At 63.7% G+C, this 15,176-nt stretch carries 12 protein-coding genes; 5 read left to right on the forward strand and 7 right to left on the reverse strand.

The window, feature by feature from the left end; all coding sequences use genetic code 11:
- Positions 1–215 precede the first annotated feature (215 nt).
- Entirely contained in the window at positions 216–2,369 is a 2,154-nt protein-coding gene (gene malQ / locus COCCU_RS09985; RefSeq protein WP_197088338.1) for a 4-alpha-glucanotransferase, read from the forward strand.
- 300 nt (positions 2,370–2,669) lie between these two features.
- Here the strand turns inward: malQ and COCCU_RS09990 are convergent, their stop codons facing one another.
- From COCCU_RS09990 to COCCU_RS10000, 3 genes are read right to left on the reverse strand one after another with little or no spacing between them, the layout of a single operon-like run.
- Positions 2,670–2,810 carry a hypothetical protein gene (locus COCCU_RS09990; protein ID WP_156231367.1) on the reverse strand — a complete coding sequence of 47 codons (141 nt, stop codon included), beginning with the start codon at positions 2,808–2,810 and terminating at the stop codon, positions 2,670–2,672.
- Between the two features lie 35 nt (positions 2,811–2,845).
- The gene (locus COCCU_RS09995; protein ID WP_156231368.1) at positions 2,846–3,046 is read right to left on the reverse strand and encodes a hypothetical protein; all 201 of its coding nucleotides are present in this window, start codon (positions 3,044–3,046) and stop codon (positions 2,846–2,848) included.
- Complete coding sequence (locus COCCU_RS10000) at positions 3,043–5,097, reverse strand: M3 family metallopeptidase (RefSeq protein WP_156231369.1); 2,055 nt, start codon at positions 5,095–5,097, stop codon at positions 3,043–3,045. Before COCCU_RS10000 ends, COCCU_RS09995 begins: the two co-directional genes overlap by 4 nt.
- A gap of 43 nt (positions 5,098–5,140) precedes the next feature.
- Between COCCU_RS10000 and COCCU_RS10005 the strand changes: the two genes are divergently transcribed.
- Together COCCU_RS10005 and COCCU_RS10010 are read left to right on the forward strand one after the other, a co-directional pair.
- Positions 5,141–6,451 carry a carboxylesterase family protein gene (locus tag COCCU_RS10005; RefSeq protein ID WP_156231370.1) on the forward strand — a complete coding sequence of 437 codons (1,311 nt, stop codon included), beginning with the start codon at positions 5,141–5,143 and terminating at the stop codon, positions 6,449–6,451.
- An 85-nt stretch (positions 6,452–6,536) separates the two neighbouring features.
- Positions 6,537–7,688 (forward strand): phosphotransferase, encoded by a 1,152-nt coding sequence (locus COCCU_RS10010; protein ID WP_156231371.1) that lies wholly within the window; start codon positions 6,537–6,539, stop codon positions 7,686–7,688.
- A 7-nt stretch (positions 7,689–7,695) separates the two neighbouring features.
- Here COCCU_RS10010 and idi read toward each other — a convergent pair whose 3' ends face one another.
- From idi to COCCU_RS10030, 4 genes are all read right to left on the reverse strand, one after another.
- On the reverse strand, positions 7,696–8,283 hold the full coding sequence (gene idi, locus COCCU_RS10015) for an isopentenyl-diphosphate Delta-isomerase (protein ID WP_156231372.1): 588 nt from the start codon (positions 8,281–8,283) through the stop codon (positions 7,696–7,698).
- A gap of 15 nt (positions 8,284–8,298) precedes the next feature.
- A complete protein-coding gene (locus COCCU_RS10020) occupies positions 8,299–10,419 on the reverse strand; it encodes a hypothetical protein (protein ID WP_156231373.1) in 2,121 nt (706 codons plus the stop codon).
- Positions 10,419–11,078 (reverse strand): DUF3558 family protein, encoded by a 660-nt coding sequence (locus COCCU_RS10025; RefSeq protein WP_156231374.1) that lies wholly within the window; start codon positions 11,076–11,078, stop codon positions 10,419–10,421. Before COCCU_RS10025 ends, COCCU_RS10020 begins: the two co-directional genes overlap by 1 nt.
- A gap of 267 nt (positions 11,079–11,345) precedes the next feature.
- Entirely contained in the window at positions 11,346–11,873 is a 528-nt protein-coding gene (locus tag COCCU_RS10030) for a hypothetical protein (protein ID WP_156231375.1), read from the reverse strand.
- 226 nt (positions 11,874–12,099) lie between these two features.
- On the opposite strand from COCCU_RS10030, the gene COCCU_RS10035 reads away from it, so the two are divergent.
- Positions 12,100–13,989, forward strand: coding sequence for an ABC transporter ATP-binding protein (locus COCCU_RS10035; protein WP_156231376.1), 1,890 nt, complete (start codon positions 12,100–12,102; stop codon positions 13,987–13,989).
- A 43-nt stretch (positions 13,990–14,032) separates the two neighbouring features.
- The gene (locus tag COCCU_RS10040) at positions 14,033–15,166 is read left to right on the forward strand and encodes a MalY/PatB family protein (RefSeq protein ID WP_156231377.1); all 1,134 of its coding nucleotides are present in this window, start codon (positions 14,033–14,035) and stop codon (positions 15,164–15,166) included.
- The last annotated feature ends 10 nt before the right edge of the window (positions 15,167–15,176 follow it).

The raw sequence follows: 15,176 nt of genomic DNA on the forward strand, positions 1-15,176 counted from the left end.
AGTTTAGGGAGTGCGCCACCGCGTCCCTCTCCCCGACCTGAGGTTTCCCGGGAAGACACCTGATCTCGAGCACACCTGGGGTCGGTCCCAGGGGGGAAGGAATGTGACGCTCACCCCAGAATCTACCGGCCTTTCCCGCCCTGGTCCGGAGTAACCACCCCCTCATATTCAATTAGGGGAGCAGGAGCGGGTGGTTAATGGCAGAATCACCCCTTGTGACTTACCACGATGCGTTGAGGGAACTGGCCACCGTACACGGTGTGGCCACCGAGTACTGGGCCAGCAGCGGCGAGCAGGTCATCGTGTCCGAGGACACCCTGCTCAAGATTCTGCGGGCCCTCGGTGTCGAGCTCGGCGAGGCGGACACCCCGGTCGATGAGGCCATGCTGCGTGCGGCTTTGAAACACCGTGAGGAGCTGGCCGCCACCCGCCCACTGCCCGCCTGTGTGGTGGCGGTGGCCGGTGAGCAGAAGAGCTTCAGTGTCCACGTCCATGATGGTGCCCCCGCCGAGGTCCGCATCATCCTGGAGGACGGGGAGATCCTGAGCCCCACCCAGGTGGAGAACTGGACCCCGCCCCGCGAGGTGGATGGGGTGGTCTGGGGTGAGGCGAGTTTCCAGCTGCCGGCGGAACTGCCCCTGGGTTGGCACCGCATCCAGTTGGAGTCCGAGGGTGTGGACACCGAATGTGGGCTGATCATCACCCCGGCACGCCTGTCCACCACCGACCGTTACCTGGCGTCCCCGGCCACCGGTGTGATGGCGCAGATCTACTCGGTGCGTTCCCGGGATTCCTGGGGCATGGGCGATTTCCATGATCTGGGGTCCCTGGCTGAGATCGTGGCGGAAAAGGCCGAGGCTGACTTCCTCCTCATCAATCCGATGCATGCCGCCGAGCCCTTCCCCCCGGCGGAGGACTCCCCCTATCTGCCGACCACCCGCCGCTTCATCAACCCCATCTACCTGCGCATCGAGGATGTGCCGGAGCTGGTGATGCTGGACAAGGCCTTGCGCGCCGAGGTGGAGGAGCTGGCCCGGGGGTTCCGGGAACTCAACTCCAGCGCGGAGATCATCGAACGCAATCCGGTCTATGAGGCGAAGCTGCAGGTCCTGCGCGAGCTTTATGCCCTGCCGCGGACCAGGGAACGCGCCGAGGCCTACCTGGCCTTCAAGAAGCGTGAGGGTCAGGGCCTGGTGGACTTCGCCCGTTGGTGCGCCCAGCAGGAGATCAACGTCCAGGAGTTCAGTGCCCACCAGATCACACCTGAGGTGGATGAACTCGCCGATTTCTACATGTGGCTGCAGTTCCTCTGCGATGAGCAGCTCGCCGCAGCGCAGCGGCGCGCCATTGAAGCCGGGATGAGCATCGGTGTGATGGCTGACCTGGCGGTCGGTGTCCACCCCGGTGGTGCCGACGCCAACAACCTTGTTGAGGTCCTCGCCCCCGATGCTTCGGTGGGTGCCCCACCGGATCCCTATAACCAGCAGGGCCAGGACTGGTCCCAGCCGCCCTGGCATCCGGAGAAGCTGGCCGAGGCAGGCTACCTTCCCTGGCGTAACCTGCTGCGCACCGTGTTGCGACACTCCGGTGGTATCCGCGTGGACCATATCCTGGGGCTCTTCCGCCTCTTCTGGATGCCGCGGATGCAGCCCCCCTCGACCGGCACCTATGTCACCTACGATCATGAGGCCCTGGTCGGGATCCTCGCGCTTGAGGCGGAGCGGGCTGGTGCCGTGGTCGTCGGGGAGGACATGGGAACCTTCGAACCCTGGGTGCAGGATGTGCTCGCCGAGCGCGGCATCATGGGCACCTCCATCCTCTGGTTCGAGCACTCCCCCAGCATCGGCGGCCCCCGCCAGCAGGGGGAATATCGCCCCCTGGCACTGTCTTCCGTGAACACCCACGACCTGCCGCCCTCCGCCGGTTACCTCGAGGGTGAGCACATCGAGCTGCGTGAGCGTCTCGGTGTGCTGACCACGGATGCTGCGGACGAAGATGCCGAGGACCTCACCTGGCAGAACGAGATCCTGGATCGCATCGCCGACAACGGTGGCTTCAGGGGCACTGAGCTGGAAGGCCGCAGCTTCAAGGGCGCACAGCGTGATGAGCGCGGGAAGACCAGGGATCTGCTGGTTGGTCTGCACCGCCACATCGCCGGCACCCCCTCCGCACTGACCTGCACCTCCCTGGTGGACCTGGTGGGCGACCGCCGCACCCAGAACCAGCCGGGTACCACCAAGGATCTCTACCCCAACTGGTGTGTCCCCCTCTGCGATGGTGAGGGCACGGCCGTGCTGCTGGAGGATCTGGCCGAAGCCGAGCTCTTCGCCCCGGTCGCCGAGGCTTCGAAACGCCCCCGGAAGAACTAAAAAGGGTTGGGCCGCCCAGGTTTGCGGCCCCACCCCTAAGTAGAGCGCCCCCCTATTACCCCTGTTGGAAACAGTCCTAATTTTCCCGCAGCCGCAAAGGGGGGCGCTTCTGCTTTCTCCCAGGAGATCCCCCTGGAAGCGGTGCCCCTCATCAGCCCCTCCTGCCATATCCCGCCACCGGGAAAACCCGGGAAACACGAAAAAGCAACGGACCGCGACACTCCCCCCTCCCACCTACCAGGAGAGGGGGGTGCCGCGGTCCGTGACCTTGTTCAGCTGCTTGCCCAGGGGGGACGACCCCTAGAAAAGGGTGACCAGCCAGGCCACCAGCACGAGCACCAGCAGCAACCCCAAGGCCTGGGTGACCCGGGACTGCGGGTATTTGCGCTTCTGTCTGGGCAGCTGTTGGTCCTGCTTGCGGAGTTCCTCGGGATTAGCCATAACTTCCAATTCCTTTGCGGTTGATAGCCCTTATTCTATGACGCGGAAGCCACTTCACCGATTCCGCGCTTGCCGGAACGGGAGAATACTCGCTTGACCTGCCCCACCAGCACATCCAGCACCCGGATCAGCACCAGCGCCAGCAGCGAACACAACGGCAGCACCACCGCGAAAACCACCAGGGCCTGCACCCAGAGCGGGGACAGCGTCAGGGTCTGGGTGATCCAGTCAATCATGCCGCCCCGGCCAGACCACGACGACGCAGCAGGGGGCCCACATCCTTGGCCCGGCCGCGCAGCTCCTCGAAAGCACCACTGAAGTCACGGGCAGCCCCCTGGGAAAGCACCAGCTCCCGGAAAAGCTGCCCGGTGCGACGCACCGTTTCCTCAGCGGCCTGCTCCCCGGCAGCACCGGAGCCCCGGAACCAGTCGAAACCATCGGCATCCAGCGCCTCAGCCCAGAGGTAGGAGTAGTAGCCGGCGGAGTAGCCACCGGCGAAGATGTGGTTGAAGTAGGTGGAGCGGTAACGCGGGGCAAGATCCTCCACCACCAGGCCGGCCTCCTTCAGGGCCCGCTCCTCAAAAGCTGCCACCGCGGCCAGGTCATCCCCGACCTCAGCCACCTCTTCGGGGCTCAGGGAATGCCAGGCCAGATCGATGATGGCGGCGGCCAGGTACTCCGAGGTGGCGAAACCCTGCCCGAACTGGCGGGCGGCTTCCACGGCGTCGAGAAGCTCACCGGGGATGATCTCACCGCTGTCCACATGGCGAGCATAGTTGCGCACCACCGCCGGGTCGAAAGCCCAGTTCTCATTGATCTGGGAGGGGAACTCCACATAGTCACGGGGAACGGAGGTCCCGGAGAAGCTGGGGTAACGCACATCAGAGAGCAGACCGTGCAGGGCATGGCCGAATTCGTGGAAGAGGGTGGTCACTTCATCGATGCTCAGCAGCGGCTGGGAACCATCACTCGGCCTGGTGATGCCCATGACGTTGACCACCACCGGTTTGGTGCCCAACAGCTGGGACTGGCGGACAAAGGAACTCATCCAGGCGCCACCCCGCTTGCTGGGGCGGCCGAAGTAGTCGGTGAGCAATAAACCGATGCCCTCACCATCGGCCTCGCTGACCTCCCAGACCTGCACTCCCTCGGCATAGCCCTGCAGATCCTCCCGCAGGGTGACCTGGATGCCGTAGAGACGCTGCGCAGCGTAGAAGACCCCATCCCGCAGCACCTGATCCAACGGGAAGTACTGGCGCAGCTGATCAGTGTCGAGGTTGAAGTCCCGTTCCCGGACCTTGTTCTCCCAATAGGACCAGTCCGCGGCAGCGACCTCCTCATCCTTTTCCGCGGCCGCCTCGGTGAGCAGTTTATGCTCACCGGCGGCATTGGCGGCAGCCGCCGGGGAAAGGTCGAAGAGCAGTTCCCGGGCGGCGGCAGCGCTACCGGCGGTCTCCTCCTCAATCACATAGTCGGCATGGGTCCCATAACCCAGCAGGCGGGCCCGCTCAGCGCGCAGGCGCACCGTCTCCAGGAGCACCGCCAGGTTCTTCTCCTCACCGCGTCGCTGGGAAGCCTCATAAAGCTTCGCCCGGGAAGCCGGCTCATCCAGGTCGGACTGGGCGGACTGCACGGTAGGCAGCTCCAGGGGCAGCACCCACCCCGCCACCCCGGTCTCCTCGGCGTAGGCGGCGGCCGCAGCAATCCGGCCCTCACCCAGACCGGCCAGTTCCGCAGCGGAATCGAAACGGACCGCAAGTTCCCGGGTATCTGCCAGCAGGTTGCGGCCGAAGTTCTCCGACAACACCGACAACCGCTGGTTCACCTCACTGAGCCGGGCCTTGCCGGCCTCGTCGAGATCCGCACCCCGGCGTCGGAAAGCACGCAGCAGGTGTTCATGCAGCCGGGTGGACTCCTCATCTGCTGGGGGTGTGAGCGCCTTCAGGCGGGCGTAGAGCTCCGGGTTCTGGTAGATCCGGTCCGAATGGGCGGACAGCTGCGGAACCACCTCCCCGGCGATCTCATCGAACTCCGGACTGGAATCGGTGCCCTGCAGGTTGAAGAACACAGCCGACACCCGGCTCAGGGCCTGGCCGGCCTTCTCCAGGGCCTCCACGGTGTTCTCCCAGTCCGGCGTGGCCTGCTCAAGGATCGCGGCGATCTCGCGGTCATGCTCGGCCAGGGCAGCCTCAAAGGCGGGCAGGAAATGCTCCACCCTGATCGCGGCGAAGTCCGGCAGCAGATAAGGCAGGACGGAAGGACTGAGAAGCGGATTCTGATCACTCATATCAAGCCATGGTAGCCGTGGCCACCTTGCTAGAGTCTGCACCATGGGAGAAGTCGTGAAACTCAACTGCGAGGCCGGAAGCATCCTCGGGGTGGCGGAGCAGGAAGTCACCCACTTCCGCTCCATCCGTCACCTCCAATACCGCATTTTCGGGGACTCGGAACTCAGCCCCGCCGCGCGTATCGACGCCCTCGACGCCGACCCCGGGGCCGTCGCACTCTCCGTCACCGTCCCCACCGGCACCCCACCCGGCGCGGACCTGCCCGTCCTGGTCTACATCCACGGTGGCCGCTATGAAACCGGCTCCCATGAGGACCCCCGCACCCAGGGTGACGCCTTCGCACGTGCCGGGGTGGTCACCGTGACCCTGGGTTACCGTCTGGGGCTGCCGGGATTCATCCGCTTCCATGATGATGTGGTCGACCACTACCGCGGGGTCGATGATGTCCTCCACGGCCTGAAATGGGTGCAGCGCAATATCGAGGAATTCGGTGGTGACCCCACCAACGTCACTCTCGCCGGGCAATCCGCCGGGGCCGGCATCGCCCTCTGGTTGACGCGCCGTGATCACTTCCGGGGGGAATTCCGCCGCGTCATGGCCATGTCCCCGGCGTTCCCCCGCCAGACCTTCGAGCAGCGTAAAGGTTCGCTGCGGGCCGCCCTGGGCAAGCCCATCATCCGCAGCACCCTCAGCGAAACCTCCCCGGCGGTGCTCTCCCGGGGTTACCGACGTTTCCGCAACCGCCACATCACCGACATGGCGTTGGGACCCGCTCTCTTCGAAGGCGCTGAGCTCAGCGATATCCCCATCCTGTTGAGCACCACCCGGGAAGAATTCCACCACCATCAGGTGGGCCGGCGCGTCGACGCAGCCGGACCTTTAGCTGCCATCACCGGGGTGCGCACCATGGGCAAAATGATGGGGTTGGCAAGCCCCGGTGATTATCTGAAACAGGCGAAGGAACAGATCCCGGCGGAGGTCCTGGCCCGCCAATTCCTCAGCGATTCCCTGATCCGCCGCTGGGTGGCCAGGGCCGCCGAAGACGCGCCGGGGCCGGTGTGGTTGCGGGAGTATGCCGGCACGGCGCAGGATCCGGCGCTGCACAGCCGGGATGTGCCACTGCTCTTCCACAATCTGGGTGAGGGTCCGCGTGCTGCGGATCCCAGAGTCCGGGAGGTGGCGCAACTGCTGCACCTGGATGCCCTGCGTTTCATCCGGGGTGAGTTGCCGGGGTGGAGTGCCTACTCCCCGGCGCAGGGCCGGGTGGCTCAGCGCCTGAACATCAGTGAGCCGGGTGCCGGTTTTGAACTGGTCTCCGATCCCCTGGAGATGGTGCGCTCCACTTTCCGCTGAATGTCCGGGCCGGATTTTTTGGGGCTGATCTTCGGGCCGCACTGTTCTAGGGTGGAGAAAACAGCTGCGAAGACGGGAGCGGATCATGGACACCCTGAAGGACATGCTCGAAAAGGCACGTTTCTACGGCTCAAAATCTGAAGAGATCACCGGGGTGGAGATCCGGCATGAAGCCCCGGCCCTGGGCCACCGCCACGTTGTGGCCCAGGTGCATCACGGTGATCGCAGCTCCCTCTACCAGCTGCTTATCGACGCCGCGGACCGCGATGTCCTGGCCGACTCGGCCACCGAACTGGGTCAGGCCCTGGCCAGCGGCACCCCAGCCGGGTTGGGTGAACTCCACGGCAGTGCCGAGCAGCTGGCAGGTCTGCGGGGCCGGGAACATTCCGGCGAGCAGTCCAACACCTCCCTGGTCTTCGGGGATGACACCGGCGACGAGGTGATCATCAAGTACTTCCGCAAACTCGAGCCCGGCACCAACCCTGATGTGGAACTGCTCCGCGCCATCCCCGACTGCCCCAATATCGCCCCCCTCAGCGGTTGGATCACTGCTGAGTTGGAAGGTGAGGACTATGTGCTGGCGATGATCCAGGAATATGTCCCCGATGCTGTCGACGGCTGGCATTACGCCCTGGGGTTCACCCACATCAACGCCTCCTTCGCCCCGGAATCCGCCCTGATCGGTGAAGCCACCAGGAAGGTGCACCATGCCCTGGCCGAAGCTTTCCCGGTGCAGCAGAGGGAAGTTTCAGAACTGGCCCGGGAATTGGAGGAACGGTTGGACAGCCTGGTGGGCAGAGCCCCGGTGCTGAAGGAATTTGAGGCCGCGGCACGGGAGTTCTACCGTGACCTGGAACCTGGTACCACCCCGATCCAACGTATCCACGGTGACCTGCACCTGGGTCAGATCCTGCGGGCGGAGGAGGAGTATCTGCTCATCGACTTCGAGGGGGAACCCGACCGGCCCCTGGCGCAGCGCCGCCTCCCTGGTTCCCCACTCCGCGATATTGCCGGGCTGCTGCGCTCTCTGGACTATGCGGCAGCCCACGGCAAGGCCCCACACACCTGGGTGGAGCAGTCCGCCGAAGCTCTGCTGGAAGGCTATGGGATCTCCGCCTCCCCGCTGCTGTCCGCCTATGTGCTGGACAAGGCGCTTTATGAGGTCGCCTATGAAATAGACCACCGCCCCGAGTGGGTGGATATCCCCCTCAGGGCGGTGCGCAACTTACTGGGCTGAGCTTGTGCTAGCTGAGTTCCTCAGTGGCCAGGTTGGCGGAAGCCTCAGTCAGTGCCAGCCGCAGGTTCTGGTCACTGAGCTGCTCCACCAGCCAGGAGCTGAAGGCGAAGGGAGCGGCATCCACCGCAGCGAAAAGCTCGGCCGGTTCGATCCAGTCGAAGGAGTCGATCTCCTCCGGGTTCGGCTCCGGACGGTGACCGGGTGCCAGACGGCTGATGTGAACCGGGCAGATCTCCCACTCCACGATGCCGGTGGAATCCACCGCCCGGTACTGAAACTCGGGGAGGATCGCGGTGATCTCCAGGATCGACTCCGCCGGCAGACCCACCTCGGTGACGGCCCGACGACGCACCGCATCCTCATTGGATTCACCCGGGCCGGGGTGGCCACAGAAACTGTTGGTCCAGACTCCCGGCCAGGTGATCTTGCTCAACGCGCGACGGGTCATCAACACCCTGCCACGATCATCGAGCAGATAGTTGGAGAAGGCGAAGTGCAGCGGTGTGTCAGCGGTGTGGATGGTGGCCTTGAGGGCAGTGCCAGCCGGGTTGCCATTTTCATCGGCTAAAACGACCAGTTCAACGTCCTGATTCATGCATTCAAGGCTACTCTAATTTCGCACCCAGGCCCCAATCACTCCAGGCACCACCGGGCTGCGTTCCCCCAGCAGATCCGCTATATTTCCCTCTTCCTCCACGGCGCTGGTCACGGTCCGCACCTTGCTGGGCTTTCCCTGGTTGCCTTGGGCCCCACCCATCTGGGAACCCATCATCGGCATCATCCCCCGCCCAGTGGCTGACCCCGCACCCCGCGCGCCCTGCTGGGTTCCGCCTGCATGGGCACCGGCATTACTGCCGGGGCTGACGTTGCCGTTGGCGTGGGCGGAACCCATGCCACTGCCGGCGCCGGTCCCCGAGAGGCCACGGGCCTGGTGGGGATCACCGGAAACAGCTCCGCTACCGGGTAGCGCAGGGCGGGCACCAGCACCGGCCCCACCGGGGCCTGCGACCGAGCCCGGGGCAGCACTGTGGCTGAGGCGGGGAGCTCCCCCCGTGCCACCTGGGCCATTGAGACCACCGGAGGTGAGGCGGGAATTGCCGCTGACACCGCCCACACCAGGACGGGTAAGGGGGTTGTTCTGGGCACCGTTCTGCCCTGGCGCACCCATCCCACCCATCATCGGTGCACCCATGCCACCTGTCGGGGTCCCGGAAACCCCTGAGATTCCAGGGGCACCACCGGAGAGCGTATTAAAGGAAGGGCCAGACCCACCACCGGGAAGAGCTGTGGTCGGCAAACCGGTGGCCGGCAGGACACCCGGAATCCGGCCGGAACCCGGGTTTCCGCCCGGCAACGTCGGGGAGGTGAAATTCGGGGCGGGCAGCGGAGAAAAGTTTCCCCGCAGTGCCGCAGATGGGTTGATCCCACCGGGGTTGGATGCCCCACCGCGGAGCCCGCCGACCGAGCCGGTACCGGGAGTGCTGACTGCTGCGCCGAACTTCGGGGAACCCAGCGGAGACATCCCCAGGGCGGCATTGATCCCGGGGAACGCACCCTGGCTGCCTGCGCCGGGGGCCGCACCCGGAATGCCACCCAGGTTGCTCATCGGGGAAGCCAACGGTGAACCCAGACCAGCACTGAAGGTTCCCAGTTCATCAGCGGCCCCGAAACTATTGAGTTCGGAGGCATTATGCCCCACCCGGGACAACTGGCTGAGTCCACTCTCCACAGTGCTGAACTGACTGCCACCACCCACCGATTCGAAAGCCGCCGAGGTGCTGGCAGCTGCACCCGCGGGATTCAGGCCCGTGCTCTGGACAGGACCATCACCGGCCACACTGTCCATTCCCAAGGCGATCTCCCCGCCACCACCAGTCCCACCATCCATCGACATCAGATTCCGGATCGGCGGCACCCCGGTGACCACCGATGGGGAGAAACTCGCCGGGAAAGCAACCAGGAAAGCCCGCTCCGCAGCCATCTTCTCCACCGGTTCCACAATGGCCGCCAGGGCGGAACGTGCCATGTTCACCTGCACCGCACCCTGGCTCTTGATCGCGGCCAACTGCTGGACCGAAGTGGTCATCACCGCCGAATTCGCCGCAAAGGTGTCCCCCGCTGCGGCCACCGCAGAGATTTTCTCGGCGGCCGCGGTGATCACATCCCCGGAGTTCTCGGCGGCCAACCTCCCCGCCACCCCATGCAGTCCCGCCGCGACCTGCGCCACTGAGGTGGAAAGCTGTTTCCAGGTTGCCGCCGCTGTGATGGCGGCACCGATATTGGTGGCCGAGAACTCCGCCGCCAACTGGTCGATGGACATCGCCGGTGTCACCACCGGTGGGGTGAAACTGAAGTTCTCGAAGCGGGGCATCGGACGCTGCGGGAAGCTGACACCATCCGCACCCACTGCACCGCCCTCATCAGCGATGTCCATTCCCCGGCCGACATAGGTGTTCTGCCCGGTCAACGCCGTGTAGCTGGCCTTGAGCGCCTCACCCAGCCACTGGATCTGCTCCGCATAGGAGTTGAGCACATCAACCGCGGATCCCGGCCCACCGGTGATGACGGCACCATGCCCGCTACCCAGCTGATCCAGGCCGGAAACCCCGGAGAAACTGCCGTTCAAGGTTGATTGGTGGGCGGTTGAGGCAGCGTTCATTGCCACATCACCCAGCTGTTCAAGTTCCGCAATCGAACTTTCAATCGATCCGGTGTCAATTGTGATTTCCATTAGACTCCCCCAGCCTGCTCATGGATGTCTTCCAAGTACTTATTTGCTTTCGCGCAGAGCGCGTCCAACTGTCCTTCCAGATCACGGTCGAAATAATTGACCGTGATCCTCCCCCGGGTGGTGTGCATTGCGGCAGCACAGTGCCTATTTTCCTCCCACCCCAACCAATGGTGGTAGACCCCGGGGAGTCGAGACTCTGCGGTGGTGTCGATCAGGGATCCGGTTTCCACGATCCGGTCATAAGGAACTTTGTCCCCCGTAATCCTCACCATCGCAAAGCGTCCCTGCTCAGCGGGCGATTTAAGAGAGCAGGATGAAGAGAGCCCTAGATCATAAAAAGGCTCCCCCACTCTCTCCACAAACCCCACCTTCTGGTACACCTCCCAGGGGATTTCCGTGCAGGGGTCGAAGAGGTCGAAAGTGTCGCTCTCTCCCTCAAATTCCCCCAGCACGATCAGCGGTGCCGTGGTTTCCGGTTCCGTTTCCGCCGCCATCTCAGTTTCGCTGCCCGCTGCTGGGTGGGTGTCTGTTTCTCCGTCGGCGACCGGGATGGTGCCGCAGGAGACGCAGAGCAGTGCGCTCAGCAACAGGGCGGTGATGAGTGAGATGGATGAGATGGAATACGACTGTCGGGTGCGGCTGAGATCAGCGAGGTGCATTCAAGTAACCCCCATTACCTGCATGTCGGAACGCCCCGTTGGGTGGCTTCATCGTGTGTGGTGTCGCCCAGTCCCGGAGGCGGTTGCCGCATGATGTGGATATGTGTGTGTGTGGTCCGCCTGCCAGCTCGCTTTCCCAGGGGGTTGTCCCCCCACGGTCACGCTCCCGGCAGTCGTACTCACCACATTCCGACTGTGCTGATCTGGTTGTGGTTCCCCCTTGGGGTGTTTCCCCCACCCCCGGGGTGGCCCCGCCCCTCGGGTTTCCTAGAAGAAGAGGTCGCCTTCGAAGGTGACGTTGCCGATCTGGAATTCAGCGTCCCAGATCATGCCGGTGGTGGTGTCGAAGACGTACTGCAGGTTGGTGGTCGCACCGACACCCAGGGGCAGGTCCAGGCCGGTGGACATTTCGGTGGTGTCATCGCTGACCCGGTCGATCTCGGTGCGGGTGCCATTGTTGTTGACGTACAGGGTGGGGCCTTCGATGACGTCCGGGGGCACCGGGACATCATTGAGGTTCTTCATCCGGACGTGGATGACCACATCTCCGGTCATGGGTGCCACGCTGGCCCCGTACATGGTCCATTCCACGTTCAGTCCGGGGTCGACGAGGGTTTCGCTGAGGTCATCGGTGGAGATGGGGTCAGCCGGGGTGGGTTCAAAGGTTTGTTGGGCTGCCGCGGTGGAGCTTGCGTCAAGACCTTCTGCTCCGGTGGGGTCCTCCTCCGATGAGCAGCCGATGAGGAAGAGCAGCGAGGACGCGGTGGCAGTGGCGAGCAGTCGGTTCAACTTCACTGGAGTTGAGTCCTTTCTGTTTCGGAGCGTGCGGGGGACTCGGACGCTGGAAGGAAAAGAGTACCGAGGGTCTCGGTCTGCGCTCCCCAGGGTTTCGCCCGCGGGGTCGCCAGCTTCTACCGGCGTTATCTTAGCGGAGGTGTCGGGCTTATGAGCCCATGGCATAATCACATTTTCATGAGGGAGCACCAGCCCGTGCTCCGAAAACTTCAGGAAGGTTGATTCCTTGAGCTCTCTGGCACGGATTCTGCGTAGTGCCTCTGCTTTATGGCCCTTCTATGTGGGGGTGATCTTAAGCTCCATTCTGGTGGCTGCCCTGGGACTGGTCTCTCCCTTCATCCTCCGGGAAGCCACTGACACCATTGTTTCCGCGGTCAGCGGGGAGACCACCGCTGCGGCGGTGACCCGCACCATTGTTGTTCTGGCGGCGGGCCTGTTGGTGGCTGATCTGGCGAATACGCTGATGAGCAATATCGGCGGTTATATCGGTGATGTGATGGCCTCCCGGATGCGGCAGATCCTCTCCACCCGCTATTACGCCAAATTGCTGGCATTGCCGCAGCGTTACTATGACAACGCTTCCACCGGCACGATCATTGCCCGGCTGGATCGTTCGATCACCTCGATCACCCAGTTTCTGCAGTCCGTGTCGAATAACTTCTTCCCGATGGTGATCACGGTGGGTGCGGTGATGGTGATCACCGCCTTCTACTATTGGCCGCTGACGATCCTGCTGGCCCTGATCTTCCCGCTCTACATGTGGTTGACCGCCAAGACGAGTGTGAAGTGGCAGGCCCTGGAGGCGGAGAAGAATGAGCAGGTGGATCTGGCGGGCGGCCGTTTCGCCGAGGTCGTCGGCCAGGTCAAGGTGGTTAAGTCCTTTGTCGCGGAGGTCCGGGAGCTGGCCAGCTTCGGCAGGCGTTATGGCGCCACGGTGGAAACCACCCGGCGGCAGTCCCGCTATTGGCACTGGATGGATTTCCTGCGTGGCGGGGCGATGAACATCGTCTTCTTCGGTATTTATCTGGTGCTCTTCTACCGCACCCTGCACGGCTATTTCAGCCTGGGTGACATGGTGTTGTTGCTGACCCTGGTGAACATGGCCAAGCAGCCGGTGTTCATGCTCAGTTTCCTGGTGGATGCCGCGCAGCGGGCGGTGGCCGGTTCCAAGGACTATTTCAAGGTGATGGAGGAGGAGTTTGAGCCCACCGCCAACGCCCAGCTGGTGGCCACCACCCAGGTTTCGGGAACCCCGAATCTTGCGGATCAGACCCCTGCCCCGTTGCCGCCGGGGGATCCGGTGATCAGCTTCGAGGATGTCTCCTTCGAGTACAACCGGGGTGAGCCCGTGATCCGGGAGGTGTCCTTCCAGGCCAACCGGGGACAGCGGATCGCCCTGGTCGGTGAGTCCGGTGGTGGCAAGTCCACCCTGGTGAATCTGCTGTTGGGCCTGTATCGCCCCAGCGCCGGGGTGTTGCAGATCTGTGGCCGCGATATTGCTGAGCTTTCCGCGGCGGAGCTGCGCGCCAGTGTGGGTGTGGTCTTCCAGGATGCGAGCCTGTTTTCCGGGTCGATCCGGGAAAATATCGCCTACGGCCGTCCCGATGCCAGCGAGGCCGAGGTCATCGACGTCGCAAAGCGGGCCAATGCCCACGGTTTCATCATGGCCTTCCCGGAGGGCTATGACACCATCATCGGTGAGCGTGGTCTGCGCCTGTCCGGCGGACAGAAGCAGCGCGTGGCAGTGGCCCGCGCCATGCTCAAGGATGCCCCGGTGCTGGTGCTTGATGAGGCGACCTCCGCCCTGGACACTCGTTCTGAACGGGCGGTGCAGGCCGGCCTGGAGGAGCTGATGGAAGACCGCACCACCTTGATCATCGCGCACCGCTTATCGACGATCGCGGATGTCGATCTCATTGTCACCCTGCAGGACGGCAGGGTGGGTGAGGTCGGCTCCCCCGCTGAGCTGGCGACCTCCGGTGGTATTTATGCCCAGCTCCTCGCCCTGACGGCCTCCACCGATGCCGCGGACCGCAGGCGCCTGAAGCAGTTCGGTTTCATGGCGGATGGGATCGATCACCACGAAGAGGAAGAAGAGGAACTGCACCAGCAGTGAATCAAATCCGTCATGCCGCGGGTTGATTACTAGACTGGTGGTCATGCAGATCCCCTCTCTTGAAGTACTGAAGAACCGGCAGACCCGTAAGTGGACGGTCTATGAGGATGACGTGCTCCCCATGTTCATCGCCGAATCCGATTTCACCACCTGCGAAGCGGTGATGGATGAGATCCGGGCGGCGGTGGAACGGGAGTCCTTCGGTTACACCCCCGCCAATGACGATATGCAGCACGCCCTCTCCGATTTCTACGCCGATGAGTTCGGTTGGCGGCCGGACCCGGCGCGCATCTTCGCGGTCCCGGATGTGGTGCGTGGGCTGCTGCTGGGCATCAAGTATCTGACCCGCCCCGGGTCGAAGGTGATCATTCCGACCCCGGCGTACATGCCTTTCCTGGATCTGCCGGAGGCCGCCGACCGGGAGATGGTCTTCATTGACGCTTTCGATGGGTTGGATCTGGCGGAGGTGGAACGGGAGTTCGCTGATGGTGCCGGTTCCCTGGTGTTGTGCTCCCCGCATAATCCGCTGGGATACACCTACACCGAGGAGTTCCTGCATGAGCTGGTGGCCCTGGCGGATCGTTATGATGCCCGTCTGATGGTGGATGAGATCCATGCCCCGCTGCAGTATGAAGGTCCGCATCTGCCGGCCGCCAGCATCTCGGAGCTGGCTGCCAAGGTGTGCATCACCGTCACCGCCACCTCCAAGGCGTGGAATATCGCGGGCCTGAAATGTGCCCAGATGATCTTCTCCAATGATGAGGATGTGAAGGCCTGGCGGGCGTTGAATGGCGTGATTAAGGACGGTACCGGAACTCTGGGCGTTTTCGCTGCCACCGCCTGTTACAACCAGGGTCGGGAGTTCCTGCATGAGCAGCTGGATTATCTGCGTGCCAACCGGGACTGGCTGGTGGAGAACCTGCCGAAGCGGATCCCGGGGATTAAAACCACCAACCCCAAGGCCACCTACCTGATGTTCCTGGATTTCTCGGAGACCGCCATCCCGGACCGGGAGATGCCGGCCGCCTGGTTGCGTCGCAATGCCAAGGTTGCCTTCAATGAGGGTGTGACCTTCGGCCCCGGTGGTGAGGGTTGGGCACGGTTGAACTTCGCCACCTCCAGGGAGAACCTGGAGGTGGCGGTGGATCGGATCGCCGCGGCCCTGGACCAGGCCTGATTCAGCGGGG

Origin of the sequence: Corynebacterium occultum (assembly GCF_009734425.1) — a bacterium.
Lineage (GTDB): Bacteria > Actinomycetota > Actinomycetes > Mycobacteriales > Mycobacteriaceae > Corynebacterium > Corynebacterium occultum.